Origin of the sequence: Streptomyces sp. NPDC096205, assembly GCF_044763135.1 — a bacterium.
Taxonomy (GTDB): Bacteria; Actinomycetota; Actinomycetes; order Streptomycetales; family Streptomycetaceae; genus Streptomyces.
In genome coordinates, this window is sequence record NZ_JBIWFS010000005.1 from 476,631 (window position 1) to 501,132 (window position 24,502).

General features: G+C 72.5%; 24 protein-coding genes. 8 read left to right on the forward strand and 16 right to left on the reverse strand.

The window, feature by feature from the left end; translation table 11 throughout:
• Positions 1–39 precede the first annotated feature (39 nt).
• Positions 40–279 carry a hypothetical protein gene (locus tag ACIQ6Y_RS21365; protein ID WP_404041187.1) on the reverse strand — a complete coding sequence of 80 codons (240 nt, stop codon included), beginning with the start codon at positions 277–279 and terminating at the stop codon, positions 40–42.
• A gap of 345 nt (positions 280–624) precedes the next feature.
• On the opposite strand from ACIQ6Y_RS21365, the gene ACIQ6Y_RS21370 reads away from it, so the two are divergent.
• Positions 625–1,716 carry a hypothetical protein gene (locus ACIQ6Y_RS21370; protein WP_404041190.1) on the forward strand — a complete coding sequence of 364 codons (1,092 nt, stop codon included), beginning with the start codon at positions 625–627 and terminating at the stop codon, positions 1,714–1,716.
• A 44-nt stretch (positions 1,717–1,760) separates the two neighbouring features.
• Here ACIQ6Y_RS21370 and ACIQ6Y_RS21375 read toward each other — a convergent pair whose 3' ends face one another.
• From ACIQ6Y_RS21375 to ACIQ6Y_RS21390, 4 genes are all read right to left on the reverse strand, one after another.
• Entirely contained in the window at positions 1,761–2,336 is a 576-nt protein-coding gene (locus ACIQ6Y_RS21375) for a transcriptional regulator (RefSeq protein WP_404041192.1), read from the reverse strand.
• 68 nt (positions 2,337–2,404) lie between these two features.
• Entirely contained in the window at positions 2,405–4,018 is a 1,614-nt protein-coding gene (locus tag ACIQ6Y_RS21380) for a helix-turn-helix domain-containing protein (protein WP_404041194.1), read from the reverse strand.
• A complete protein-coding gene (locus ACIQ6Y_RS21385; RefSeq protein ID WP_404041197.1) occupies positions 4,018–4,326 on the reverse strand; it encodes a helix-turn-helix domain-containing protein in 309 nt (102 codons plus the stop codon). Before ACIQ6Y_RS21385 ends, ACIQ6Y_RS21380 begins: the two co-directional genes overlap by 1 nt.
• Positions 4,327–4,389: 63 nt before the next feature.
• A complete protein-coding gene (locus tag ACIQ6Y_RS21390) occupies positions 4,390–6,099 on the reverse strand; it encodes a SpoIIE family protein phosphatase (RefSeq protein WP_404041200.1) in 1,710 nt (569 codons plus the stop codon).
• 140 nt (positions 6,100–6,239) lie between these two features.
• Between ACIQ6Y_RS21390 and ACIQ6Y_RS21395 the strand changes: the two genes are divergently transcribed.
• A complete protein-coding gene (locus ACIQ6Y_RS21395) occupies positions 6,240–6,461 on the forward strand; it encodes a hypothetical protein (RefSeq protein WP_404041202.1) in 222 nt (73 codons plus the stop codon).
• Between the two features lie 296 nt (positions 6,462–6,757).
• Here the strand turns inward: ACIQ6Y_RS21395 and ACIQ6Y_RS21400 are convergent, their stop codons facing one another.
• Positions 6,758–7,693, reverse strand: coding sequence for a LysR substrate-binding domain-containing protein (locus tag ACIQ6Y_RS21400; protein ID WP_404041205.1), 936 nt, complete (start codon positions 7,691–7,693; stop codon positions 6,758–6,760).
• A 185-nt stretch (positions 7,694–7,878) separates the two neighbouring features.
• On the opposite strand from ACIQ6Y_RS21400, the gene snpA reads away from it, so the two are divergent.
• The 3 genes from snpA to ACIQ6Y_RS21415 all read left to right on the forward strand — a co-directional run bounded on the left by snpA (position 7,879) and on the right by ACIQ6Y_RS21415 (position 12,913).
• Positions 7,879–8,547, forward strand: a complete 669-nt coding sequence (gene snpA / locus ACIQ6Y_RS21405; protein ID WP_404041208.1) for a snapalysin — start codon at positions 7,879–7,881, stop codon at positions 8,545–8,547.
• A 240-nt stretch (positions 8,548–8,787) separates the two neighbouring features.
• A complete protein-coding gene (locus ACIQ6Y_RS21410; RefSeq protein WP_404041211.1) occupies positions 8,788–10,545 on the forward strand; it encodes a SpoIIE family protein phosphatase in 1,758 nt (585 codons plus the stop codon).
• Positions 10,546–10,819: 274 nt separating this feature from the next.
• On the forward strand, positions 10,820–12,913 hold the full coding sequence (locus ACIQ6Y_RS21415; protein ID WP_404041214.1) for a SpoIIE family protein phosphatase: 2,094 nt from the start codon (positions 10,820–10,822) through the stop codon (positions 12,911–12,913).
• Positions 12,914–12,922: 9 nt separating this feature from the next.
• Here the strand turns inward: ACIQ6Y_RS21415 and ACIQ6Y_RS21420 are convergent, their stop codons facing one another.
• Both ACIQ6Y_RS21420 and ACIQ6Y_RS21425 read right to left on the reverse strand, forming a co-directional pair.
• Positions 12,923–13,558 (reverse strand): response regulator, encoded by a 636-nt coding sequence (locus ACIQ6Y_RS21420; RefSeq protein WP_404041216.1) that lies wholly within the window; start codon positions 13,556–13,558, stop codon positions 12,923–12,925.
• On the reverse strand, positions 13,555–14,787 hold the full coding sequence (locus tag ACIQ6Y_RS21425; RefSeq protein ID WP_404041218.1) for a sensor histidine kinase: 1,233 nt from the start codon (positions 14,785–14,787) through the stop codon (positions 13,555–13,557). Before ACIQ6Y_RS21425 ends, ACIQ6Y_RS21420 begins: the two co-directional genes overlap by 4 nt.
• Before the next feature lie 212 nt (positions 14,788–14,999).
• On the opposite strand from ACIQ6Y_RS21425, the gene ACIQ6Y_RS21430 reads away from it, so the two are divergent.
• A complete protein-coding gene (locus tag ACIQ6Y_RS21430) occupies positions 15,000–16,088 on the forward strand; it encodes an ABC transporter permease (protein WP_404041221.1) in 1,089 nt (362 codons plus the stop codon).
• Complete coding sequence (locus ACIQ6Y_RS21435; protein WP_404041224.1) at positions 16,085–16,774, forward strand: ABC transporter ATP-binding protein; 690 nt, start codon at positions 16,085–16,087, stop codon at positions 16,772–16,774. Before ACIQ6Y_RS21430 ends, ACIQ6Y_RS21435 begins: the two co-directional genes overlap by 4 nt.
• 15 nt (positions 16,775–16,789) lie before the next feature.
• On the opposite strand, the gene ACIQ6Y_RS21440 is transcribed toward ACIQ6Y_RS21435, so the two are convergent.
• Positions 16,790–17,857 (reverse strand): YihY/virulence factor BrkB family protein, encoded by a 1,068-nt coding sequence (locus ACIQ6Y_RS21440; RefSeq protein WP_404041226.1) that lies wholly within the window; start codon positions 17,855–17,857, stop codon positions 16,790–16,792.
• Between the two features lie 67 nt (positions 17,858–17,924).
• Positions 17,925–18,095, reverse strand: coding sequence for a hydrophobic protein (locus ACIQ6Y_RS21445; RefSeq protein ID WP_404041229.1), 171 nt, complete (start codon positions 18,093–18,095; stop codon positions 17,925–17,927).
• A gap of 159 nt (positions 18,096–18,254) precedes the next feature.
• Here ACIQ6Y_RS21445 and ACIQ6Y_RS21450 point away from each other — a divergent pair, with 159 nt between their 5' ends.
• Entirely contained in the window at positions 18,255–19,121 is an 867-nt protein-coding gene (locus tag ACIQ6Y_RS21450) for an RNA polymerase sigma factor SigF (protein ID WP_404041232.1), read from the forward strand.
• A 36-nt stretch (positions 19,122–19,157) separates the two neighbouring features.
• Here ACIQ6Y_RS21450 and ACIQ6Y_RS21455 read toward each other — a convergent pair whose 3' ends face one another.
• The 6 genes from ACIQ6Y_RS21455 to ACIQ6Y_RS21480 form a co-directional block, all read right to left on the reverse strand.
• A complete protein-coding gene (locus tag ACIQ6Y_RS21455) occupies positions 19,158–20,861 on the reverse strand; it encodes a PP2C family protein-serine/threonine phosphatase (RefSeq protein ID WP_404041235.1) in 1,704 nt (567 codons plus the stop codon).
• Positions 20,858–21,919, reverse strand: a complete 1,062-nt coding sequence (locus ACIQ6Y_RS21460) for a SpoIIE family protein phosphatase (RefSeq protein ID WP_404041546.1) — start codon at positions 21,917–21,919, stop codon at positions 20,858–20,860. Before ACIQ6Y_RS21460 ends, ACIQ6Y_RS21455 begins: the two co-directional genes overlap by 4 nt.
• Complete coding sequence (locus tag ACIQ6Y_RS21465) at positions 21,919–22,362, reverse strand: anti-sigma regulatory factor (protein ID WP_404041238.1); 444 nt, start codon at positions 22,360–22,362, stop codon at positions 21,919–21,921. Before ACIQ6Y_RS21465 ends, ACIQ6Y_RS21460 begins: the two co-directional genes overlap by 1 nt.
• Positions 22,359–22,721, reverse strand: a complete 363-nt coding sequence (locus ACIQ6Y_RS21470) for an STAS domain-containing protein (protein ID WP_404041548.1) — start codon at positions 22,719–22,721, stop codon at positions 22,359–22,361. Before ACIQ6Y_RS21470 ends, ACIQ6Y_RS21465 begins: the two co-directional genes overlap by 4 nt.
• Before the next feature lie 56 nt (positions 22,722–22,777).
• Entirely contained in the window at positions 22,778–23,677 is a 900-nt protein-coding gene (locus ACIQ6Y_RS21475) for an STAS domain-containing protein (protein WP_404041241.1), read from the reverse strand.
• Positions 23,678–23,836: 159 nt separating this feature from the next.
• A complete protein-coding gene (locus ACIQ6Y_RS21480) occupies positions 23,837–24,196 on the reverse strand; it encodes an STAS domain-containing protein (protein WP_404041243.1) in 360 nt (119 codons plus the stop codon).
• Positions 24,197–24,502 lie beyond the last annotated feature (306 nt).

Here is a 24,502-nt window from a genome sequence, read left to right on the forward strand (position 1 = left end):
GCGAGCCCCGGCGACGTACTGATGGCCCAAGTGGCCTGATCAGGCGAGGAACTTGGCGATCGTCGCCGTCTTCTTCTGGAGCCTCTCGGGGCTCACAGAGGCCAGCTCGCTGGCGATCCTGTCGGCGTGGTTCCTCAGCTGCGTCACCACGGTGGTGTCGGTGTCACCCTCACCCGCCGTCCCGACCTCGGCGAGTCGGGAGGCCTGGACACAGAGCTCGGCTCGCGGCTCCAGGATGGTCAGCAGGGCGTAGAACTTGGCGAGTTCCTCGGTGGTCATTCAGGGCTCCTTGGTTCGAAAGGGGACCGAGCGTCACACACCGTAGCAAGCTCGCGACTGTACGTTGCGTTGGCTGGGCCGTACATCGACGGCGCTCGACCATGAGGGCGAGCGCCCCCGCCGCACTGCTTCACCTCTCACCGGCCCCTTTCGGTCAGTAGCTGGCCGACCGCCGCTGTGAAATTCTCTGAACGCCTTGGGGGAAATAGCGGAGATTTCTGGGGGGACTCACATCCGGGTCGGCGGCTTTCCGCTGCCTTGCCGCGCTGACGCGCGCGTATCGGCACAGCCGCGCCTCTGCCGTTCTCACCCTCCATTGCCCGTCTTCGGCGAAAAGGGGAAGAGATGACCACGACAACAACCGGCAGGGCCGCACGGTGGCCGGCCCGTATGCTGCGCGTCCTGATGACGCTCGCGCTCACCGCGGGCGTCTTCGCCCTCGCGCCGTCCACCGCTCTCGCCGCCGCGACCCGCGGTTTCGCCTACGTATGGGCGAACCAGCCGTCCGCGTCGCTCAACACGCCCTACACGCCGTCCGGTTACTACAGCCGCAACTCCACCGGCGCGGTGAACTCGGTCGTCCGCACGGGCGTCGGCCAGTACACGGTGCGCATGCCCCGGCTGGGCCTGCTGGGCGGCACGATGCACGTCACCGCGTACGGGGCGACCAACCACTCGTGCAGCGTGGCGTACTGGTCCCCGGTCGGTGACCGGCTCGACGTGCACGTACGGTGTCGCACGGCCGCCGGGTACCTCGCCGACACGTACTTCACCGCGAGCTATGTGAACACCGCCTACCTCGGCGGCAGGTTCGGCTATGTGTGGGCCGACCAGCCGTCCACGGGCTCCTACACACCCTCCACGACGTACCAGTTCAACTCCGCCGGTGTCCGCAACACCATCACCCGCAGCGGTGTCGGCCGGTACACGGTGCGGCTGCCCTCGATCGGCTCCGCGGCCGGACACGTGCAGGTGACGGCGTACGGCGATGTCGCGGCGCGCTGCAAGGTCGTCAACTGGTACCCCTCCGGGACCGCCCAGATGGTCAACGTCCGCTGCTTCACTCTCGGCGGCGCCCTGCGCGACACCCGCTTCACGCTCACGTACACACGCGGCACCGGCCTGCTGCGGACCACGCCCGCCGCGTACGCCTGGGCGAACCAGCCGACCACGGCCTCGTACGTGCCCTCGGCGGCGTACCGCTACAACTCCGCCGGACACACCAACCGGATCACCCGCCAGGGCGTCGGCGTCTACCGCGTCTCGACCCCGGGCATGCCCCTGGGCTACGGCGATGTCCAGGTGACCGCCTACGGCTCCGACTCGCGGTACTGCAAGGTCGATCACTGGACCCCGAGCACCGGCATCCAGGTCCGCTGCCTCACCGCCTCCGGGACGGCGGCCGACACCTACTTCGACGTGTCGTTCGTCCGCTGAGCAGGGCTGACGGGCGTCAGGGGGCCGCCATCCCCTGATGCCTGTCAGGCGGCGAAGCCGATGTTGGTGACGTACTCGTACTGGCCCCATTCGGAACCGAGGTCCACCACGGCGTCGTTGACCCAGGCGTCGTCCAGGGCCGCCTCGTCGTCGGCGGCCCAGGCCTCGACGATGCGGTCCCAGTGGCGGACGTTGAGGGTGCGGAAGGACAGGGCGCGCTGGTGGGGGCGGGTGACCTGGGACTGGTTGAGCGGGTGGAACTCGACGCGGGTGCCGCGGCCTTCGCGGTTGAGGCGGGCGAGGAGGTACTTGGCCACGTTGTGGCGGCGGACCGTGAGGTATGCGGCCTCGATGGTCCGCAGGTTCTTCTTCGACGGGTTGCGCCTGCCGTCCAGCCAGGCCTTGATCGTCCGGTCGGTGACGGTGAGTCCGGCCGCGCGGGCCGCCTCGCGGGCGTGGCCGGTTCGCGTGAGGTAGTGCAGCCGGGCGAGGAGGCCGCGCCGGTGCGTGACGGGGGTGGCGACGAAGTTGGCGAGAGCGTTCAGCTGACGGGCCACGGCTTCATGTCCCTTGACACCGCGCGCCCCGAATTTCCCGAATTCGATATTCCTCTCGGGCACCTTCGTCTCCTCGCCCTGCGGATAATTCGACGAACCGTCATGAGCGTTCGTGGCAAACCGGGCCAACCTTACAGGATTTCCCTGGCGGGAAAGCCAACAGGCTCATCGGCATTTTGCGTTCCGACGGTGTAGACGTCCTTGACCTTCACCTCGGTGACCCCGCGGCCCTCGGTGAAGACCGCGCGCCAGTCGCCGATGACGTGGAGTTCGTCGGTTCCCATGGCGCGCACGACCATCAGGCCCTCGTCGTAGGCGCGGTGGGCCTTCCACCAGAGGTTGGCGAAGGCCTGGCTGCGGATGAGGTGCATCCAGTCGGTGCGGTACAGCTCGCGGTTGTAGTTGGATTCGCCCAGTGTGGAGACGAACTTCGAGTACATCGCCTTGACGTACTCCAGTGTCACCTCGTCGTCCTCGGCGATCGCCCGGTCCCGGGCGTCCTTGAGCGCCACCCGGAACTTCTCCAGCAGGCCCTCGGTGGCGCCGGACGTCCACGACTCGTGGATCTCCGGAGGGTCGCACAGCCCGTACTTGGGCCCCGAGATCCGCAGCAGCAGGCGCAACGTCGCCTCGGTCACCCACAGCGGGCCCGGCTCGTCCCGGCTGCCGATCGGGTTGGGCAGGTAGGCGTCGTGGTCCCAGTCGGACGGGGTGATCAGATGGACGCCGGAGCGGCGCGGGTTGTGTTGGTTGCCGGTGGAGTGCTCCAACTGGCCGAGCGGCAGATGGGTCTTCAACGCGCTCAGATACGCGCCGTTGACGTCGAGCGCGGTCACCTCGTGCTCGCCCGGCGGCAGTTCGGAACGGGCCCACTTGGGGCGGGCCTCCCAGATCAGGTCCGGACCCCGGGAGGACTGCTTGCGCAGTACGTCGGGCAGCCAGGGGTGGGCGACCACCTCGTAGCGGCCGCCCTTGCGGCTGTGGTCCAGCAGCGCCATGGCGTCCGGGATCGCCCGCTTCACCAGCGCCTTGGTCGCCGCCTCCACGTCACCGGAGTGCTCGGCGAGCGCACCGGCGACCGCGGAGCCGATGAGGTCCGGGGTGTCGGCGGTCTTCAGGCGACGGCCGACGGGCACGACCTTCACCCCGCCTCCCGCCTGCCCCTGCCGGCCGGAAAGCCGAAGACGCCCGGGACTCTGTGGACCCTGGGGGCCCTGGGGGCCCTGGGGGCCCTGGGGCTCCACGCGCGCGGGCACCGCGGGCTCGGCCGTCCGCGTGGGCTCGCCGGTGCCGCACTCGGCCGGATCGAGGTGCTGCGGAAAGCCCGCGACCTGATGGCGGGCGGGCTGCCCGCACAGCACACAGGGCCGGGGCGTGGCGAGCGTGTCGACGTCGTCGTCCTGATCGGCCGTCGGCTCGGCGTCCGGCTCTTCGGGCGAGACCTCAGCGGTTGATTCGGCTGACTCGGCGGACTCGACGGACTCGACGGACTCGACGGACTCGACGGCCAGTTTGGCCTTCGCTCCCTCGAGAAAGTACGCGTACTTCTCCCGCACCTCGCCGCTCGGGTCTCGCCCGGACTCCCAGCCACCGACCGTGGAGGGGCTCACCCCCAGGGCCTGAGCCAGCTGCGTACGCGAGAGGTTCAGCTCCTCGCGCAGGGTGCGCCGCTCCTCGGCGGGCGGCAGCGGGACCTCTTTGCGGGCCTGGGCGAGCAGGGCGTCGATCGCGCCGAAGTCCGTCATCACGCGCCTTTCTCGACGGCTGCGGGCCGCTGGTGGCCGGACTGGCGGCCGGGGGCGCGGCGGCGTCCGGTGGGCAGTGCCTCTGTGGCCCGGGTGGGGCCCGCCAGGAGTTCGAGTACGTCGATGCCGTAGTGCACGGCGACCGCCTCGCAGTCGACCAGGCTCCAGGCCGCGGCGCCCGACTGACGGCGGCTCACCTGCGCCTGACTCACACCGAGGGCGGCGGCGAGCTCGGTCTGCGACTCACCGGCGGCGTGGAGCAGTGCCGCCACCGCCGATCGCACCCGTTCTTCGAGGCTCATACCCATGGCGAGAAAGCTACTACGGATTGCTCATCGCCCATACGTATCCCGCATTCCCTGGGCTTTGAGTCAGCCCGGGCGCAGGGCGAGCAGGGCGACGTCGTCGTCGTTGCCGGCGGGGCGGACGCGGTCCAGCAGGTGGTCGGTGAAGGAGGGCAGGGGCCGGTGGGCGAGGGCGGCGGCGTGCCGGCTGAGGCGGTTCAGGCCCTCGTCCAGGGAGTGGCCCGGTTCCTCGATGAGGCCGTCGGTGTAGAGCAGCAGGGTGGATCCGGGTGCCAGGAGCGCGACCGCGTCGGGGCGTGAACTGTGCTCCCCCACGCCCAGGAGGATGCCCTGACCGCCGGTGAGGTAGGTGACCCGGCCGTCGCGGCTGATCAGCAGCGGGGGCGGGTGGCCGGCGTTGCACCAGGACAGCTCCCAGTGGCCTTCGGCCGCCTCCTCGATCCGGCCGAAGATCATGGTGGCCATGGAGATGTCGGTGAGGTGGGTGACCGCCGCGTCGAGCCGCTCGACGATCCGGCTGGGGGACTCCTGCTGGGCCCAGGCGTAGGCGCGGAGCATGTTGCGCACCTGCGCCATGCCGGCCGCCGCCTCCAGGTCGTGGCCGACGACGTCGCCGATGGCGAGCGCCGTGGAACCGTCGGGCAGGGGAAAGGTGTCGTACCAGTCGCCGCCGACCTGCGAGGCGTGCGGGGCGGGCAGATAACGGGCGATCATCCGCAGCCCCGGCACGCGCGGCATCTGGGGCAGCAGGTGGTTCTGCATGGTCTCGGCGACCTTGCGCTGACGCTGGTAGAGGCGCGCGTTGTCCAGAGCGAGGCCGGCGCGGCTGGCGATGTCCTCCAGCAGCGGGAGGTCCGCGGTGGTGAAGTCCCCCGGTCTCTGCGCGCGGCCGAGGGTCAGGGCGCCCAGGACCGCGCGGGCGCTGCGGAGGGGGACAATGGCCGCGGAGCGGATGCCGGTGACCTCGAAGAGACGGCTCTGCTCGACCGCGATACCGGAGTCCGGGGCCCGCCGGTAGGTCTCCGGGCCGGTCACCGTCGAGGCCACCCCGCGCAGGGCCCGTGACAGGGGCATCGGCGACTCGTCCAGGACGGGCGGCATCGGCCCCTGCAGATCCTCGTGGTGCACCAGGCCGGCGTCCTCGGCGTGCACCACGGCGGTGCGCCACACCTCGTCGCGCTCCGTGATCAGGTCGACGATCGCCCAGTCGGCCAGCCGTGGCACCACCAACGAGATCAGCCGGCGCACCGCCTCCTCGGCGTCGAGGGTCGAGGCCAGCTGCGTGGTGGTCTGTGCCAGCAGGGCCAGGCGTTCGAGTTCCGTCAGCGGCGCGGCTGCCTGCTCCGACGGCTCATAGAACTCCGGCTGCTGGTCGTTGAGGTGGAACACCACCAGCGTGCCGAGCCCGGAGCCGTCGATGCCGTACGGGGTGACCAGCCAGGACACCGTCAGCAGGGCGCCGTCTCCGCGTGCGAAGTAGTCCCGCTGCTCCTGGGCGGTGCGCCCGGCGTGGAACGCCTGCCGCATCCGACAGCGGCTCGCCGGCAGCGGCTGACCGTGCCGGTCGCGGTGCAGCAGGTCATGGGCGTCGTGGCCGAGAAGGTCCTCGGCGGGCCGGGCGAGCAACCGCTCGGCGTGCGCGTTGACGGCAACGACGCGGCCCCGCTCGTCGACCACGTACGCCCCGGTGCCGATCGCGGCCAGGGCCGCGGACAGTGCGGCATCCGTCTCCAGGGGCCGCGCCTCGAGCCCGTCCGTGCCTTCCGGCCTCGCCATACCCGCGCCTCCTCGGTGCCCGCCCGGCACACCGCCCGCTCGTGGCCGTGTCATGCCTGTCCTGCCGTCCCTCTACGGTGTGCCCCGCGACCGGCGCACCACATCATGCGCCTCGCCCGGATCAGCGGCAGGCTGGGGCCATGGCCACCGATCAGCCCGTCGTCGTCTACCCGCCCACCTCCGACGGCGGCCGGCGTGTCCGTATCGACGGCCGGTTCGTGGGCATCGCCTACGGCCTTCTCGATCTCGTCGCCTTCGTGCAGGAGGCGGGGCTCCAGGACTGGGACGAGATGGATGTCGCGCGGGCCTCGCTGATCGAGTGGCGCGGGGGCGGCCCGGACGCCTGGTCGCCCGAGGAGTGAGCCGGCCCCGGCCGTGAGGCGCACACCGGCCGCCGTACGACGAATGAGTGAGCCCCTGCCGCCGGGGGAAACGGCAGGGGCTGTGGCCCCCCTTCCACCGGGGAGTGGGAAGGGGACACGGCACCGCCCCCGGGGAGGTGTCGGACCGCCACGGGGAGCACCGACGGGGCGGTGGCGATCACAATGCGCCAGGTTGGCTGAAACACACAAGGGTCTCGACGCCTCCACTTGTACTACTTCTCGGTTCCGTTCTCCTTCTCGCTTCTCTTCTCCTTCTCGCTTACGCCCGGCGGCGTTCATCGGCGCCCGAAGCAGCCCAGCCACTCCCGGTAGGCCGGCGCCTCACGGGCCACCGCCCAGTAGGCCTCCTCCAGAGCCGGGTAGACGTCGTCCAGTTCGGTCTCCGTGCGGGCCGCCAGCAGCAGGCGTACGCCGATCGGGTCGCCCTCCAGCGGGCGGATCGCGAGGCCGTGGCGCGGGTGGGCCGTGGGCTGGCTGACCGTGACCACCTCGCCGATGGCGGCGAGCGAGTACGCCGTGAGGTAGTCGCCGTGCAGCATCTGCGGGCGCAGACCTGCGGCGCGCAGCACCCGGCTCAGGCCCTCCCACTCGCCGTCGACCGTGGAGTCGACCATCCACCGGTCGCCGGCCAGGTCGGCGAGCCGCACCCGGCTCCGGGACGCCGCCGGATGGTCCGCGGCGAGCGTCACGAACTGCGGCTCGCGCTCGACGAGGACACGCAGGCGAAGGCCCGGCGGGATGCGCAGCGGGCTGCCCTCGACCTCGTGCACGAAGGCCATGTCGAGCCGGCCCGCGGCGACCATGTCCAGCAGGGCCTTGGCGGAGACGTTCATCTGCAGGACCGGTTCGATCCGCGGTTCCCGTGCGCGCAGCCGGCGCAGCCAGCCCGGGATGGCCCGGCTCGCCGTGGCACCGATGCGCGGGTGGAAGCCGTCGGCGGCACGGGCGGCCGATGCCCTGGCCTCGGTGACGATCGCCTCGAACTCCGCCACCAGGGGCCTGGCCCGGCCCAGGACGGCCAGCCCCAGCGGCGTCGGCCGGCAGCCGGTGCGGACCCGTACGAAGAGCGGGGCGCCGAGCGCGTTCTCGATGCGCCGTAGCTGGGTGCTCAACGAGGGCTGGGCCAGGCCGAGTTCCCGAGCCGCTTTGTGCAGGCTGCCGGTGTCGGCGATGGCGCAGAGCACGCGCAGGTGCCTCACCTCGAGCTCCATGGGGGGAGAGCGTAGGGCGGCGCACGGCACCGCACCAGATGTTCAACTTCCAACGAAACGGGACGAGTTGGCCGCCGATAGCACGGCGCTATCCCCAAATGCCATCATCCTCAGGCTCGTTCGTCTGGCCGAGACTCAGGGGCGACCCATCGTTCAACCCCACAGGACGAGTAGGAGCCCCCCACATGTCGCAGTTCCGTACGAGGAGACTTCTGTCCCTCGCGCTCGGCCTCGGTCTGGCGTCCGCCGCGCTCGGCACCGCGAGCCCGGCGAGCGCCGGCACTCCCGCCGAGGTCCCGGCCCGCACCGCGACCGCCGGCTACGTCGGCTCGGCCGGTGAAACCGGCAACAAGGCGTTCTTCGACGCCGTGCTCAAGTCGGTCGCGAAGAGGCAGGCCGCCCAGGCGACACCGCTCGCGGTCACGGTCTACTACAACGCGACCCGAGCCCCGAGCTTCCGCTCCCAGATATCGAGCGCCGCCTCCATATGGAACAGCTCGGTGTCGAACGTCAAACTCCAGGCGACGTCGGGCGGCGCCGACTTCGCCTTCTACGAGGGCAACGACCCGCGTGGGTCCTACGCCTCCACCGACGGGCACGGCAGCGGGTACATCTTCCTGGACTACGCCCAGAACCGGCAGTACGACTCGATCCGGGTCACCGCGCACGAGACCGGCCATGTGCTGGGGCTGCCCGACCACTACAGCGGCCCGTGCAGCGAACTGATGTCGGGCGGCGGTCCCGGCCCGTCCTGCACCAACCGCTACCCCGACGCCACCGAGCGCTCGCGGGTCAACCAGCTCTGGGCCAACGGCCTCGCCAAGGCTCTCGCCGAGGTGAGCGCTACGCGCTGACGGCGCCGGACAAGCTGACCTGCCCTGCGGCGGGCGAGGACCGGGAATCGGGCCTCGCCCGCCGCTTCTGGTCCGGCATCTCCGTACCCGTGCGGCACCTCCGTACCCGTCCGGCACCCCCGTACCCGTTCGGCATCCCCGCGCCAAGGACCCGCTGCCGCCATCGCGAGGGCCGGGGAGACAGGCGCCGCGGCGATGCGCCGGGCAGAATCGAGGGGAGGAGAGCGGGATGGAGGTGCCGTGGGCGAACGACAGCGGGCCGGCGCCGTGGCGGGTCCGGTCCAACGGTTCCTCAAGGGGCACCGGGCGCTGCGCGACGTCCTGTCGCCGGTGACCGAGGCCCTGGCCGCGCGGCACCGGCTGACCTGGCTGAACGCAGCGGGCGTGCGGATCGGCACCACTCTGGACCTGCGCCGCACCGCCGAGGAACTGGCCGACTTCACGGTGCCCGAGCTCGCGGACGGCTGCGCGGTGGACCTGCTGGACTCGGTGCTCCGCTTCGAGCGGGACGACCGCGACGGGCATGGGGCGCCGCCCCTGCTGCGGGCCATGGCGGTGTCCCAGGTGGAGGGTCTGGAGCTGGCCCCGGATCCCGTGGGAGAGCTGTCCGTGCACACCCCGCAGCGTCTCGGCGCCCGGTGCCTGAAGTCCCGCAGGCCGGTCCTGCTCGGCCGGATGCGCCCGGCCGACTACGACGCCGTGGCGCCCGGCCCGGAGGCGGCGGAGCTGCTGCGCCGGGCGGGCGTGCACTCGTACATGGCGGTCCCGCTGATAGCCCGGGGCATGCTGCTCGGGCTCGCCGACTTCATCCGGGCCGGCCGGCGTCCCTCGTTCACCCGCGCCGACCTGGCGCTGGCCACCGAGCTCGCGTCGAAGGCGGCCGTCTACATCGACAACGCCCGCCTGTACGGGCGCGAGCGCCTCCAGGTCGTCACCCTGCAGCGGACGCTGCTGCCGCGGGCCACGCCCAGCACCCCCGGCCTCGAGGTCTCCTCGTGCTACACCCCCACCGCGGACCCGGCCGGGGTCGGCGGCGACTGGTTCGACGTGGTGGCGCTGCCCAGCGGCCGCACGGCGGTCATGGTCGGCGATGTGATGGGGCGCGGTCTGGCCGCTGCGGCGACCATGGGCCGGGTGCGCACGGCGGCCCGCACACTGATGGCCCTCGACATCGCGCCCGAGCGGGTGCTGGCCCGCCTCGACCTCGCCGTCCGGGACCTGGAGGAGGACCAGGTCGCCACCTGTCTGTGCGCCGTGTACGACCCGTGCGGCAGCACCTTCCGCATCGCCAGCGCCGGCCATCTGCCGCCTCTGCTGACCTCCGTGGACGGCACGGCGTCGTTCGTGGATCTGCCGGTCGGCGCGCCGCTGGGCACCGGGATGATCCCCTACGACCCGATCGAGTGGCCGGTGGCGCCGGGCGGGCGGCTGATGCTGTACACCGACGGACTGATCAGGTCGCGTACGGCGGACGTCGACGAGCAGCTGGCCGGCCTGCTGCGGACGGCCCGCTCCGCCCTCCCGCAGGCGGCGGCGGTGTGCGACGCGGTCAGGGCGGACGTGGGCGGGGACCCCACGGACGACGCCATCGTGCTCGTCGCCGGCACGGTGCCGCTCAGCCCGGACGGCGAGGCGTACGTGTGCACGCTGCCCCCCGACGGGTCGGCCGCGTCGCAGGCCCGGCGTACCGTGCGCGGCCTGCTGGTGAAGTGGGGACTGCAGGACCTGGTCGACAGCACCGAGCTGGTGGTGAGCGAGTTGGTGGGAAACGCCCTGCGCTACGGACATGCCCCGGGCGAGCTGCGGCTGGTGCGGCACGAGCGGCTGTCGGTCGAGGTGTCCGACACGGGCCCGGACCTGCCGCAGATCCAGCATGCCGGCCTCAGCGACGAGGGAGGGCGCGGACTGCAGCTGATCAACATGATGTGCCGGCGCTGGGGCGCCTGCCGCACCCCGACCGGGAAAGTTGTCTGGGCGGAGCAGGATCTGCCGTCGTGACGCGGATGCAATGACGCATGGGCAGACGCATCGGCTGGGCCGTGAAAAGCGCGCTCATGTGCCGGCGGGGTGACCATGGTGATGTGGAAGCGAGGCTGCAAGCCGCTCCGGCGTGGTCGTCCGGCCCCTGGGCCGACGGGGCGGTGAGCGACGCGGACCGCTTCGGCCGCTGCGGGTCGTACGAGGTGCGGGCGGAGCACGGGACGGGCGGCGCGGGTCCCACCCGCGTGCGCCCCGACGCTCCCGCGGGCCGGCGACGGCGAGGAGGCGGCCGGTGAGCGAGCCGGTGGAGGAGCTGATCAGCGGCGCCGCCCGGGAGGCCGGCGGGTGGATGGGCGCGCTGGCGATGGCGCAGGTGGCCACCAGCGCCGACGGCATCGTCGTGCGGTGGAACCGGGCCGCGCAGGAGCTGCTGGGCCACACCCCGCAGCAGGTGGTGGGGCGGCACATCGCCGAGCTGCTCCATCCCGGTGTGGACCGCAGTCTGGGCCGGTCGTTGTGGGAGGCGGCGGCCGGCGGCCGCAGCGTGATGGGAACCGTCACCGCATGGCACGCCGACGGGCATCCGGTCGAGCTGGAGATCTGGGCCAGTCCCGTCGTCGACCGCCACAAGGACACCGCCGCGATGATCGTGTTCGCCGCCGACGCGCACGCGGCCCGCCGCATCCGGGGCTCCTCGGCGGTGTGGGACGGCCTCTTCGACCGCTCGCCGGTCGGCATCGGGGTGCTGGACACGGAGCTGCGGTTCCTGCGCGTCAATCCGGCCCTGGAGCGGATGAACGGCCTGCCGGAGTCCGCCCATGTCGGGCAGCGGCTGTCGCAGTTGCTGCCGGAGGTCAACGCGCAGGACATGGAAGCGGCCATGCGCAGCGTCATCGACAGCGGGGAGCCGGTCCTCGACCGCCGCCGGGTCGGCCGCACCCCGGCGGACCCCGACCGCGACCGGGTGTGGTCGTGCTCCTATGTCCGGGTGCAGGATCCGGCGGGCCGGCCGATCGGTGTCATCGCCTCGCTGCTCGACATCACCGACCAGCAGCGCGCCCATATCGAGGCCGAAGCGGGCCGGCGCCGTCTGGCGCTGCTCAGCGAGGCGTCGATCCGGGTCGGCTCCAGCCTGGAGCTGGAGCGCACCGCGCAGGAACTGGCCGATCTCGCCGTGCCGCGCCTGGCCGACGCCGCCACCGTCGATGTGCTGGACACCCTCGCCCGCGGTGACGAGCCCGGTCCGGGACTCGCCGGCGGTGTCGGGCTGCGCCGCCTGGGCAAGGCCCCGCTGACCGGCTCGCCGATCACCGAGATCCTGGCCCCGCTCGGCCGCACCCTGGTCTTCCCCGCCACGGCGCCCTACACCCATGTCCTCGCCGGACGGCATCCGTTCCTGCTGTCCCACATGGACGCCGGGGCCATCGCGGGCGCCGCCCGCCACACCAGACGGCCCGCCCTGTTGCTGGGGATGGGGGTGCACTCGCTCATGATGGTTCCGCTCGTGGCCCGGGACCTGGTGCTGGGCATGGCGACCTTCTACCGCGCCGGCCAGGTCGGCCCCTTCGACGGCGACGACGTCGCCCTCGCCACCCAGCTCGCCGCGCGCGCCGCGATCAGCATCGACAACGCCCGCCTGTACCACCGTGAGCACGACACCGCCGTCACCCTTCAGCGCAGCATGCTGCCGCAGCACATCACCCCGCCGGCGGACCTCGAGGTGGCCCACCGCTATCTGCCCGCCAGCGACGCCAACGAGGTCGGCGGCGACTGGTACGACGTGCTGCATCTGCCCGGCGGCAGAACCGCCCTGCTCATCGGGGACGTCATGGGCCACGGCATCGCCGCCGCGGCCGTCATGGGCCGGCTCTCCTCCAGCGTCCGTGCGCTGGCCCGCCTGGACCTCGAACCTCGGGATATCCTCGGCCAGTTGGAGGCCGCCCTGGACGACCTGGCCGAGCCGATGATCGCGACCCTGCTGTACGCCGTCGTCGACCCGGCGACCGGTCAGTGCCGCCTCACCCGCGCCGGGCATCCCCCGCCCGCCCTCGTCGCCCCAGACGGCACCGTACGCCTTCTCGACCTGCCGCCGGGGACGCCCCTGGGGGTCGGCGGTGAGCGCTACACCACGACCGACCTCATCCTGGAGCCCGGCAGCCTTCTCGTGCTGTACACCGACGGCCTCATCGAGTCCCGCGGCAGCGACATCGACGAGCGCCTCGCCGAACTCACGCACGCGCTCGCCGAGCCGTCCCCCTCCCTGGACGCGTTGTGCGACGGTCTGCTGGCCCGCCTGGTGCCGGCTTCCGCGGACGACGACATCGCCCTGCTGGTCGCCCGCACGCCGCGGGACAAGGCACGCGGACGGGGCGGGCCACCGGGCTGAGCCGTCGGGTCAGCGGCGGATCAGGCCCAGGTCGGTGGCGGTGGCCACGGCGGCGGTACGGGAGTCCACGCCGAGCTTCGTGTAGATGCGGGCGAGGTGGGACTTGACGGTGCCTTCGGTGAGGTGGAGGCGCCGGCCGACGGCCTGGTTGGACAGACCGTCGGCGACGAGGGTGAGAACCTCCGTCTCGCGCCGGGTCAGGGCGGTGCCGGGGGTGCGCAGCCGGTTCATGAGCCGCTCGGCCACGGTCGGGGCGAGGGTGGTGCGCCCGGTGGCGGCGGTGCGTACGGCGGCGGCCAGCTCCTCGGGCGGGGCGTCCTTGAGGAGGTAGCCGGTGGCGCCCGCTTCGATGGCGGGCAGGGTGTCGGCGTCGGAGTCGTACGTGGTGACGATCAGCACGCGCGGCGCGTCCGGCCGCGCGGTGATCCGGGCGGTGGCCTCGGCGCCTCCCATGCCCTTGCCGAACCGCAGGTCCATGAGCACGACGTCGATGTCGCCGGCCGCGGCGCGCTCGACGGCGTCCTCGGCGGTGGCGGCTTCGGCCACGATGACCAGCCCGGTTTCGGTCTCCAGCACGGCACGCAGTCCGGCGCGCACCACCGGATGGTCGTCGGCCAGGAGGAGGCGGATGGGGGTGTCGGTCACGGGCGGGCCTCGGGTTCGGAATCGGTCGGGGTGTCGATGGGCGAGGTCAGGGGCAGCCGGGCGGCCAGGGCCGTGCCGCGGCCGGGGGCGGAGGCGATGGTCAGGCTGCCGCCGAGGGCATGCAGGCGTACGCGCATGGCGGCCAGGCCGAAGCCGCCGCTCTCGGAGTCGGGGGCGGGCACCCGGGCGGGGTCGAAGCCGGTGCCGTCGTCGACGATGTCGAGGGCGATGTGGTCGCCGCGGTAGCCGAGGGTGATGTCGGCGGTGGTGGCGTGGGCGTGGCTGACGGTGTTACCGAGGGCGGACTGGGCGACGCGCAGCAGGGCGACCTCGTGCGCGGTCGGCAGCGGGGCCGGGTCGCCGGTGAGGTGGAAGCGGGCGGTGAGCCGGTGGCGGGCGCCGGCGGTGGCGCACAGGCGCTCCAGTGCGCCGGCCAGGGTGGTGCCGTCCAGGGCGGGCGGGCTGAGGGCGGCGACGAAGCGGCGGGCCTCGGCGAGGTTGTCGGCGGCGGCCTGGCGAGCGGCCTCGACATGGCGGGCGGCGGCATCGGGCCGGGCGGGCAGCGCGCGTTCGGCGGCCCGCAGCAGCAGCTGGATGCTGGTGAGGCCCTGGGCGAGCGTGTCGTGGATCTCGTGGGCCAGGCGTTCCCGTTCGGCCAGCACTCCGGCGGTGTGCTGGGCCTCGGCGAGGCCGGCACGGGTGGCGCCGAGTTCCTCGATCAGACGCCTGCGCTGTTCGCTCTCCCGGTACAGCGCCTGGTATCCCCGTACGACGGCGACGGCGACGGCCGCGCCGAGGGCCGGGCCGATCGCCATGGCCGCGCTGAAGGAGTGCTGGTGGGCGGCGAAGCCCGCGACGGCCAGGGCCGCGGTGGCGGCGACGGCGAGCGGTCCGGCCCGGCGGGGCAGCAGGTGGAGCTGGAGGAAGTACAGCGGGAAGGCGACCCATACGCCGTCGGGGGTCAGGGCCAGCAGGACCAGCCAGGCACTGCCCACGGCGGCCAGCCACCAGGCGGCGGCCCGCCGGGAGCGGCGGATCCGGGGCAGCAGCGGACCGGCCGCGTACACGGCGGCGCATGCGGCCGCCGCGGCGACGGTCCATCCGGTGTGGGGCCGGTCGTCGGCCACGGCGCGGGCGCCGGACAGGGCGAGCAGGCCGAGGATCAGCAGGTGCAGGCACCAGGTCAGGGCGCGGGTGGTCGGGGTCGGGGCGGGGGCGGCAGCGTTCACGGTGCCTTACAGGCTACGGAGTGGGGCGCCGGGCGGCCTCTGTCGAAAGGTGGAAGCGGCCCGCCGTCTTTCGGTCCGTGAAGTGCGGTCCCCCGTCAGATGCCCGTGCGGGGGGCGGAGGGCGACGGTGGAGGCACATCGGCGGAGGCACCTCGCTTCCACCCCACTGACCCCGTTCACCCCGTTCACCCCGGAAAGGACAGGCCGAGGCCGTGTTCGTCGCGTGGAGAGACCTGCGGTTCGCCAAGGGGCGGTTCGCCCTGATGGGAACCGTCGTCGTGCTGATCACCCTGCTGGTCGGGCTGCTGTCCGGGCTGACGGCGGGCCTGGGCCGGCAGAACGTCTCGGCGATCACCGGCCTGCCGGCCGACAGGATCGCCTTCCAGCGGGTCGGCGGCGGAGGGGAGCTGTCGTACGCCGACTCCACCGTCACCGAGCGGCAGTGGCAGCACTGGTCCGCGGCCCCGGGCGTCACCGGCGCCGAGCCCCTGGGCATCACCACCACCAAGGCCACCGCCGCGGACCGGAGCGCCGGGGTCTCCGCCTTCGGCGTCCGGCCCGGTTCCCGGCTCGCTCCGGACAGCGACCGGCTCAGCGACCGTACGGTCGTGCTGTCCGCCCCGGCCGCCGACGAGCTCGGCCTGCGGCGGGGCGACTCCCTCACCCTCGCCGGGCGGCGGCTGACGGTGGCCGCCGTACGGGGCGATGCGTACTTCAGCCACACGCCGGTCGTCTGGACGACTCTCGTCACCTGGCGCACGGTCGCGCCGCCCACCGGGCCCGACGACGAGCCGACCGCCACAGTCATCGCCCTGAACACCACGTCCGAGGCCGAGGTGGCGGCCGTCGACCGGCGGGCCGGCACCAGGACGGTCGCTCTCGGCGACTCGCTGTCGGCGATCGGCTCCTACGCCTCCGAGAACGGCTCGCTGCAGCTCATGCGCGGTTTCCTGTTCGCCATCTCCGCTCTGGTCGTCGGTGCCTTCTTCACCGTGTGGACCATCCAGCGCAGCGCCGATGTCGCCGTCCTCAAGGCCCTGGGCGCTCCCACCGCCCATCTCCTGAAGGACGCCCTCGGGCAGGCCGTCGTGCTGCTGGCCGGCGGCACCCTGGTCGGCACCGGGCTCGCCGCGGCTCTCGGCGCCTTCGTCGTCGGGGGTGCCGTGCCCTTCGTCCTCAGCCCCGGCACCGTGCTGATCCCGACGGGCGTGATGATCGCGCTCGGTGTCGTCGGGGCCGCGCTGTCCGTCCGCCGTATCACCTCCGTGGACCCGCTGACCGCTCTGGGGAGTGCCCGATGAGCCTGCGCCTGAACGACATCACGCTCACCTACCCGGACGGCGAGACGCGGCTGACCGCGCTCGACCACGTCACGCTGGATGTGCCCCGGGGCTGTCTGACCGCCGTGGTGGGGCCTTCCGGTTCCGGCAAGTCCAGCCTGCTGGCCGTGGCCGCCACCCTGGTCGCTCCGGACAGCGGCACCGTCACCGTCGACGGCACGGACACCAGCGGCATGTCCCGCGGGGAGCTCACCGAGCTGCGCCGCCGCAGGATCGGCATCGTCTTCCAGCAGCCCCATCTGCTGGCGTCGCTCACCGCCGTCGAACAGCTCCAGGTCATGGCGCACATCGACGGCCGGTCCCCGGCCGGGGCGCGCGGCCGCGCCATGGAGCTGCTCGACGCCGTCGGCCTCGCGGACCAGGCGCACCGGCGCCCTCATCAGCTCTCCGGGGGCCAGCGTCAGCGGGTCAACATCGCCCGCGCGCTGATGAACGATCCCACCGTCCTGCTGGTCGACGAGCCCACCAGCGCCCTCGACCACGAACGCGGCGCCGCCGTCGTCGACCTGCTGGCGCGGCTCACCCGCCGCCGGGCCACCGCCACCGTCCTGGTCACGCACGACCGGACCCACCTGGCCGTGGCGGACCGTACGGCCGAGGTCCACGACGGCTGCCTCCGCTGCACGGAAGCGGAGGCAGGCTGCTGAGTGCGCCTCGCCCGCTCAGGACCCGAGGCGGCGGTGGTCCTCCTCGTCCCACTTGCGGGTGTCGCGCGGCTGTACGTAGGGCTCCTCGTCGGCCGGGTGGCCGCCCGCGACGGCGCGTCGGCGGGCCAGCTCCGCGTCGAACTCCAGGCCCAGCAGGATCGCCAGGTTCGTGATCCACAGCCAGACCAGGAAGATGATCACGCCTGCGAAGGTGCCGTAGGTCTTGTTGTACGACGCGAAGTTGGCGACGTAGAGGGCGAACCCGGCAGAGGCCACCATCCAGATCAGCAGGGCCAGGAAGCTGCCCGGCGTGATCCAGCGGAAGCCCCGGATCTTCGCGTTCGGCGTCGCCCAGTACAGGAGCGCGATCATGACCGTGACCAGGACGACCAGCACCGGCCACTTGGCGATCGACCACACGGTCAGCGCCGTGTCACCGACTCCGAGGGTGGAGCCGACCTGCTTGGCCAGGGCACCGGTGAACACGACGATCACCGCGCTGATCACGGCCAGGACCATCAGCACCACGGTCACCCCGACGCGGACCGGCAGCACCTTCCACACCGGGCGTCCCTCGGGGATGTCGTACACCGCGTTGGCGCTCCTGATGAAGGCGGCGACATAGCCGGACGCCGCCCAGATCGCGAGCAGCAGGCCCACGATCGCCATCACCGAGCCGATACCGGCCTTGCCCTGCATCTGCTGCACCGCGTTGCGCAGGACGTCCTGCGCGGCACCCGGCGCCAGTTTCTGGATGTTGTCCAGCACCTCCTGCGTGGTGGACCGCCCGAGAACCCCGAGCAGGGAGATCAGCGCCAGCAGGGCCGGGAACAGCGCGAGGATCCCGTAGTAGGTCAGCGCTGCGGACCGGTCGGTCAGCTCGTCCCTCTTGAACTCCTTCAAGGTGCCTTTCAGCACCGCCGTCCAGGAGCCGCGGGGCAGGGCGGCCGGACTGTCCGGCGCCCTGCCTTCCACCTGTTCGTCCGGCCCGGCCGGGGAGCTCCGCGCCTGCTCGGCCGTCGGGCCGGGCGCGGGCGCGGTGGACCCGCCGTGCCTTCCATGCCGTTTCACCGTCCGTACCATGCCGCACGAGTATCCGGACATGGCACATCAATAACGGAATTCCGGCACCCGGCTGTGGACGCCGTGATCACCAGCGGTACCAGCGCCCCCGGCGTCCTCCGGTCCCGGCGGGCCGCACGACGAAACCGAGCAGCCAGACCACCAGGACGGCGACGGCGATCCACCACAGCGCCTTCAGCGCGAAGCCGGCGCCGAACAGCAGCAGAGCGAGCAACAGAACGAGCAGAACGGGAATCACAGTATCTCCACCTCCGCTCCACCGAGTGCCCCGCCCTCGGACTCTTATGCACACGCACGTACCGGAACGATCACTGGGCATAGGAGCCGCGCACCGGGGCAGACGCTCGCTCGGACCACCTGATCCGCAGTCACCACACAGATGGAGGAGACCACCACCATGACGGCGACGTCCGTGGGAGAGACGACGGCCGCACCCGTGAACCGCTGCGACAGCGGGCCCGCGGCGCCCGAACTGCCGTGCGTCCAGGACGCGTCGGCGGTTCCCCCGCGGGACGCGCGGGAGCTGACCCGGCTGTTCCTGGAGCGCCTCGCGGTACTGGAGGAAGGCACGCCCGAGTACCAGTACGCGCGCAACACGCTCATCGAGATGAACCTCTCCCTGGTGCGCTACGCCGCGAAGAGCTTCCGGCACAGCGGTGACCTGGAGGACATCGTGCAGGTCGGCACGATCGGCCTGATCAAGGCCATCGACCGCTTCGACCTCTCCCGCGAGGTGGAGTTCTCCACCTTCGCCGTCCCCTACCTCACCGGCGAGATCAAGCGCTTCTTCCGCGACACGACCTGGGCCGTGCACGTGCCCCGCCGGCTCCAGGAGCTGCGCGTACGGCTGGCCAGGGCCCGCGAGGACCTGTCCGCCCGGCTCGGCCGGGAACCCTCGGTCGGGGAACTCGCCGAGGAACTGGGCATCAGCGAGGAGGAGACCGTCGAGGGCCTCGTCGCCGCCAACGGCTACACCGCCAACTCCCTGGACCTGCCCACGGACGGGGACGACTCGCAGGGTTCGACGACCTACGCCGATCTGCTGGGGGACGAGGATCCCGCCCTGGAGATGGTGGAGAACGTGCACTCCCTCGCCCCGCTCCTGAAGGAGCTCGACGAACGGGACCGCGCCGTCATCGAGATGCGCTTCGGGCGGGAGATGACCCAGGCGGAGATCGGGGCCGCGGTCGGCTGCTCCCAGATGCACGTGTCACGGATCCTGTCCCGGGTGCTGCGCAGGCTCAGGGAGAACATGCTCGTCTGACGGGTGCCGACGAGCGGCGGTGACGGCGGCGCGCCGTCACCGCCGCTCGTCCACGTGACACAGCAACAGGCATACGTCGTCGTCGTGTTCGGAGTCGTCGAGGAGCGGCGGCAGGAACCGGTCGGCGGACGCGTCGAGGTCGTCGGCGAGATCGGCCGCGGGCACGGCGGCGAGGGCGTCGGCCAGACGCCGGATGCCCGGGTCGATGCCCTGGGCGCGGCGTTCGACGAGCCCGTCGGTGTACAGGGCGAGCGTGGAGCCGGGGGGCAGCGGCACGGTGTGGTCGGCGATCTCCTGGTCCAGCGGGATGCCGAGCATCGCGCCGGGTCTGGCGTCCAGGGTGTGCACCTGTCCGTCGGGGGTGCGCAGCACCGGGGGCGGATGTCCGGCGGCCGCCCAGGTGAGTTCGGGCACGCCGGGCTGGAACCGGGCGATGACCGCCGTGGCGTACAGATCGAGCCTCAAGTGGTGCAGGAACTGGTGCAGTTGGGTCAGCAGCGTGCCGGGGCTCGCGCCCTGGACGGCGTAGGCCCGCAGGGCGGTGCGCAGCTGGCTCATCATCACGGCCGCGTGCAGGCCGTGGCCGGTGACGTCGCCGACGACGGCGATCAGGCTGCCGTCGGGCTGGCGGAAGGCGTCGTACCAGTCGCCGCCGATGTTCATGCCGCTGGTCGCGGGGAGGTAGCGGGCGGCGAGGCCCAGGCCAGGGATCACGGGCAGTTCGGTGAGCAGGGCGCGCTGGAGGGTCTCGGCGATGTCGCGGTTGTGCTCGTAGCGCCGAGCGTTCTCCAGGGCGATGCCCGCGCGTCTGGTCAGCTCGATGAGCATGACGGCGTCGTCGGGGTCCCAGCGCTCGCCCGGCGGGGTGAGGGTGAGCACGCCCTGCGGTGCCCGGTGGGTGAGCAGCGGGATGCACAGGAGGGGCCGGTCGGGGGCGAGCGCCGACGGGGGCCGGTCCTCGACACCGGGAAGCCCGCCGGGGTGGTCGGCGGCGTACTGGGGCCGGCCGCGCCGCGCGGCGACGACGGCGGCGGCCGGACGCGCGGGCGTGCGCCGCCTGTCGTCCGGCGTGTCGAACAGCCATACGTCGACGCTGCGGGCGTAGCGGGGCACCAGCAGGTCCGGCAGCAGCCGCACGATGGCGTCGGGGTCCAGGGAGGCGGTGAGGGCGGCGCTGGCGTCGGCGAGGAAGGTCAGTCTCCCCCGGGCGCTCTCCGCCTCGCGCCGCGCTTTCTGCTCGGCGGAGAACAGCTCGCGCTGCCGCTGTCCGGCGGCGTCCAGCTCGGCGTGCAGGGCGACGACGCCCTGGTTCGTCTGATGGAGCTCCTCCCGGTGGAAGGCGACCAGGGCCTGCTGCTCGTCGAGCTTGTCCAGCAGCAGCCCGGCGTCCTCGTCGGCGGAGAACAGCGCCTCGGCGAGGGTTCCCGTGTCGTCCGCGACGGGCTCGGCGGGGGCGGCTTCGGTGTCCGGGGTGCGGGCGGCGGAGGCGTGCCACACCGTACGGCCGTCCTCGGGGCGTACGTCGACGGTGAACCGGTCGGCCCGGGGCGGCTCGTCCGACAGCGCGGTCACGACCCAGGTGCCGCCTTTGGTGAGGCACTGTCTGAGCTGGGCGGTGAGCGCGACCACCAGCCGGGTGCGCTCGACGGGACTCACTCCGCACGCCCCGGCGAGCCGGGCGGTCGCGATGCGGGCCCGGGCGGCGTCGGTGGCGGTGCGGACGTACCAGGTGTGGTTCATGACAGGCGATCCGGCGAGGAGGGGCTCAGCACGACGACGGCCGTGTCGTCGCGCACCGGGCGGGCGGGGCTGCTGGCGTCGCGCACGATCGTGGCGGCGACGACAGCGGGGTCGAGGGAGCTGTCGAGGTCGAGGGGGCCGGCGGACCAGCGGCTGGGCAGGCCGTCGCTGTGCAGCACGAGCAGGCAGTCGTCGGACCACTCCTCGGTGTGCCAGGGGAGCCGGCCGGGCAGGTGGGCGCCGACGATGCCGGGGTGGGACAGCAGGGGCCGCCAGCGGTTGCCGCGGCGCAGCCTGGCTCCTATGTTGCCGACGCCGGTGAAGGACAGCCGTCCGCTGGAGACGTCGAGCTGGGCGACCGCCAGGGCCGCTCCTCGGGTGCCGCGCAGGGCCGTGTGCAGGGCGTGCAGCAGCCGGTCCGCGGGCAGATGGGCGCAGCGGTGCACCTCCGCCACCGCCGTGGAGGAGGCCCGTGCGGCGTGCTCGCCGTGGCCGAGGCCGTCGGCGAGCATCAGGGTCAGCCGGTCGCCCGAGCGCACCCAGGCCCAGGCGTCGCCGGAGAACTCGGCTCCGGCGAAGGGGTGGTTGATGCCGCCGGCCCGGGCCGGACCGGGATCGGCCAGGGGGCGGCTCGTGCCGCGGGGGGCGATCCGGGCCAGGGCGATCGTGCCCCTGCCGGGTGCGCTGTGCAGCGCGAAGTCGTCGGCGGTGCGCCGGCAGGTGCCGAGGCCCGCGCCGAGGGAGCCGGCGGTCGAGTGGCCGTCGCGCATCGCGGCCGCCACGTCGGCGATGCCCGGACCGTGGTCGACGGCGAGGATCTGCACGACACCGGCCCGCTCGTCGCCGTGGGCGGGCGCGGGCGGGCTCGTGATCTCCAGCAGGACCTGGCCGCCGCCCCCGTGTTTGAGCAGGTTGGTGGCGAGCTCGGTGGCCACCAGGGCGGCCCCGGCCGTGCGGTCGTCCTCGAGCCCGGCCCACTGTGCGGCGGCCTCGGCGGCCACGCGTACGTCACGGACCCGGGTCGAGTCGTGCACCGGCACCTCCCACACGCGCGGCATCAGCGCGCCTCGCGGGGCCGGGGCGGGCGGGTCACCCACGAGGTGACGGTCACGGTGGTGCCGGAGCCGGGGCGGCTGTCGATCTCGAAGTCGTGGACGAGGCGTCTGGCGCCGCCCAGCCCCATGCCGAGCCCGCCGCCGGAGGTGTAGCCGTCGCTCAGCGCCTGTTCCACATCGGCGATCCCCGGGCCTTCGTCGGTGAAGGTCAGCCGCAGCCCCGGCACCCCGGACCTGGTGACCTGAGCACACTCCACCCGACCGCCGCCGCCGTAGACGAGCGCGTTGCGCGCCAACTCGCTGGCCGCGGTGACCAGTTTGGTCTGGTCGACCAGGCCGAACCCGACAGCGACGGCGAGTTGGCGCACCTGCTGGCGCACCAGGACCAGGTCGAGGTCCGAGTGGATCGGCAGACGGACGGAAGTTTCGCCCGCGGTGTGGGTCACGGACGCTCCCGGCGTTCGTGACCGTCGCGGACGCCGTACGCGGCCTCGGCGCCGAGCACCCGCATCGCCTCCTCCGTGCTGAGCGCCGTACGCAGTCCCGGCAGGGTCAGTCCCAGCTCCACCAGAGTGATGGCCACCGCGGGACGCATCCCGGCCACCACCGTCTCCGCGGCCAGCAGCTGCGACTGCGCGGCGATGTCGCTGAGCACGCGGCCCATGAACGAGTCGATGATCTCGACACCCGACAGGTCGATGACGACGCCGGAGACACGGCTGGCGGCGACGGTCTCGCCGATGTCCTGCTGGAGTTGTTCCGCCGTGCCGTCGTGCAGGTCGCCCTGCAGCGTCACCAGCAGCATGCCACCGAGCTTGAGGACGGGTACGCGCCCTTCGTGGGGCGAGGTGAACACTGCGCTCACCGCGGTTCCGTGCCGTGTGCGGCGTGCGGCACGATGTCGGTGCCCAACTGCCGCAGGGCGTAGGCCAGCGCGTCCTCGAGGCTGGACCGGGTGAGCACGGAGCTCAGGTCGATGCCCAGGTGCACGATGGTCTGCGCGATGGGCGGCCGGATGCCGGAGACGATGCACTCCGCTCCCATCAGGCGCGCCGCGGCCACGGTCTTCATCAGATGCTGGGCCACCAGGGAGTCGACGGTCGGGACCCCGGTGATGTCGAGGATCGCGAAGCGTGCCTGCTGGTCGACGACGGCGTTCAGCAGCGTCTCCATGACCACCTGGCTGCGGGCGCTGTCGAGGGTGCCGATCAGCGGTACGGCGACGACGCCCTCCCACAGCCTGATCACCGGCGTGGCGACCTCCATGAGCTGCATCCGCTGCCGGTTGATGAGCTCCTCCCCCGCGCTGATGAGCGTGTCCTGGACGACCAGGCGGAGCGTGCCCATCAGGACCGTCAGCGCGGTGGCGCACTCCAGGACGTGCTCGGCCGGCGCTCCCGGCAGTTCGGCGACGAGGAGTTCGGCGACGGGCGGCCGCAACGCGTCCACCTCGGACGAGATCTGGGCCGCGGCCGCACCGGCCCGGGACCGGGCGTCGGCGGTGCGGGCCAGTTCCTCGCGCACGACGGCGAACGCGCCGGCGTCCGGGTCGTCGACCCGCCCTTCCGCGGCGACCGCCGCGAGGGCCTCCACCACGGCCCGGGCCACCTCCACCGCCTCGTCCCGGGACACCGTGAAGACCGTGCGGAAGAACGTGGCGTCGGCCCAGCGTTGGGCGATCTGCTCCCGCCGTCGCCGAAGCAGTTCGGCGACCTCCTCCGTCGGCGGCGTCGGGTGCGCTGACGTCTGTTCCTCCGGCACGTACTTCTCTCCTCACCTGTCGGGCCGGCCCCGTGCCCCCGCGGAGCACGATGCGAGCCGGTTCCGTGCGGGCCGCAACCCACTGTAAGAACACCTTGATCCGTTGCAACCCTTACGAGGAAGAAACCCCTCCTCCGGGTACACGGTCCCACGGGCCGCTCAACTGGCCGCCGCGAGTGCTTCGTCGACGCTGTCGAGCATCGGAACGGTGAGGCTCACCCCGGTCAGGTCCAGGATGCGCCGGACCGCGGGGGTCGGTGAGATGACGTAGACGCCGCCCGCGCAGTCGCGCACCTCCTTGTACACCCGCAGGATGATGTTCATCCCTGACGAGTCCATGAACGGGACGCCTGCTATGTCCAGCAGGAAGTGCCGCCTGCCCAGGCGGAGTTGTTCGGTGAGGTGGCGCTGCAACGCGACCGCGGTCGCCGAGTCCAGGTCTCCCTCGACCGTGAGCAGCACGGCGTCCTCGCGCGGCAGTTCCACCCTGACGGACAGAGAGTTCTGGGTGTCGGACACATGACCTCCCACAGTCGCTGGCGATCGGGACGGGTGCCCCGTCGGACGGATTCCATGCGTGAGCGCGCCCATGCGCCCAGCGAGCGATTTCCTCTGACACTTGGTCGGCCGGCTCGGACGGAACCGACGGGTGCCGACCTCCCTGAGCCGTGACCGAGTGTCATCACCCATCTGCCCGGCTTCCCGCGGATCACTCCCCCGACCTGGTCGCCTTCACCGCAGGAGGCCGTATCGCCGGACGGCCGCGGATCTCCACGGATTCACCTTTCGCCCCTCATGGCCCGGCGCCGAGCGGGTAGACGAGAC

Excerpts from the sequence above, each read along its gene's own strand:
- ACIQ6Y_RS21365 (WP_404041187.1), bottom strand. The coding sequence starts at position 279 with ATGACCACCGAGGAACTCGCCAAGTTCTACGCCCTGCTGACCATCCTG.
- ACIQ6Y_RS21370 (WP_404041190.1), top strand. The coding sequence starts at position 625 with ATGACCACGACAACAACCGGCAGGGCCGCACGGTGGCCGGCCCGTATG.
- ACIQ6Y_RS21380 (WP_404041194.1), bottom strand. The coding sequence starts at position 4,018 with ATGACGGACTTCGGCGCGATCGACGCCCTGCTCGCCCAGGCCCGCAAA.
- ACIQ6Y_RS21385 (WP_404041197.1), bottom strand. The coding sequence starts at position 4,326 with ATGGGTATGAGCCTCGAAGAACGGGTGCGATCGGCGGTGGCGGCACTG.
- ACIQ6Y_RS21390 (WP_404041200.1), bottom strand. The coding sequence starts at position 6,099 with ATGGCGAGGCCGGAAGGCACGGACGGGCTCGAGGCGCGGCCCCTGGAG.
- ACIQ6Y_RS21395 (WP_404041202.1), top strand. The coding sequence starts at position 6,240 with ATGGCCACCGATCAGCCCGTCGTCGTCTACCCGCCCACCTCCGACGGC.
- ACIQ6Y_RS21400 (WP_404041205.1), bottom strand. The coding sequence starts at position 7,693 with ATGGAGCTCGAGGTGAGGCACCTGCGCGTGCTCTGCGCCATCGCCGAC.
- snpA (WP_404041208.1), top strand. The coding sequence starts at position 7,879 with ATGTCGCAGTTCCGTACGAGGAGACTTCTGTCCCTCGCGCTCGGCCTC.
- ACIQ6Y_RS21435 (WP_404041224.1), top strand. The coding sequence starts at position 16,085 with ATGAGCCTGCGCCTGAACGACATCACGCTCACCTACCCGGACGGCGAG.
- ACIQ6Y_RS21440 (WP_404041226.1), bottom strand. The coding sequence starts at position 17,857 with ATGGTACGGACGGTGAAACGGCATGGAAGGCACGGCGGGTCCACCGCG.
- ACIQ6Y_RS21450 (WP_404041232.1), top strand. The coding sequence starts at position 18,255 with ATGACGGCGACGTCCGTGGGAGAGACGACGGCCGCACCCGTGAACCGC.
- ACIQ6Y_RS21455 (WP_404041235.1), bottom strand. The coding sequence starts at position 20,861 with ATGAACCACACCTGGTACGTCCGCACCGCCACCGACGCCGCCCGGGCC.
- ACIQ6Y_RS21460 (WP_404041546.1), bottom strand. The coding sequence starts at position 21,919 with ATGCCGCGCGTGTGGGAGGTGCCGGTGCACGACTCGACCCGGGTCCGT.
- ACIQ6Y_RS21470 (WP_404041548.1), bottom strand. The coding sequence starts at position 22,721 with ATGCTGCTGGTGACGCTGCAGGGCGACCTGCACGACGGCACGGCGGAA.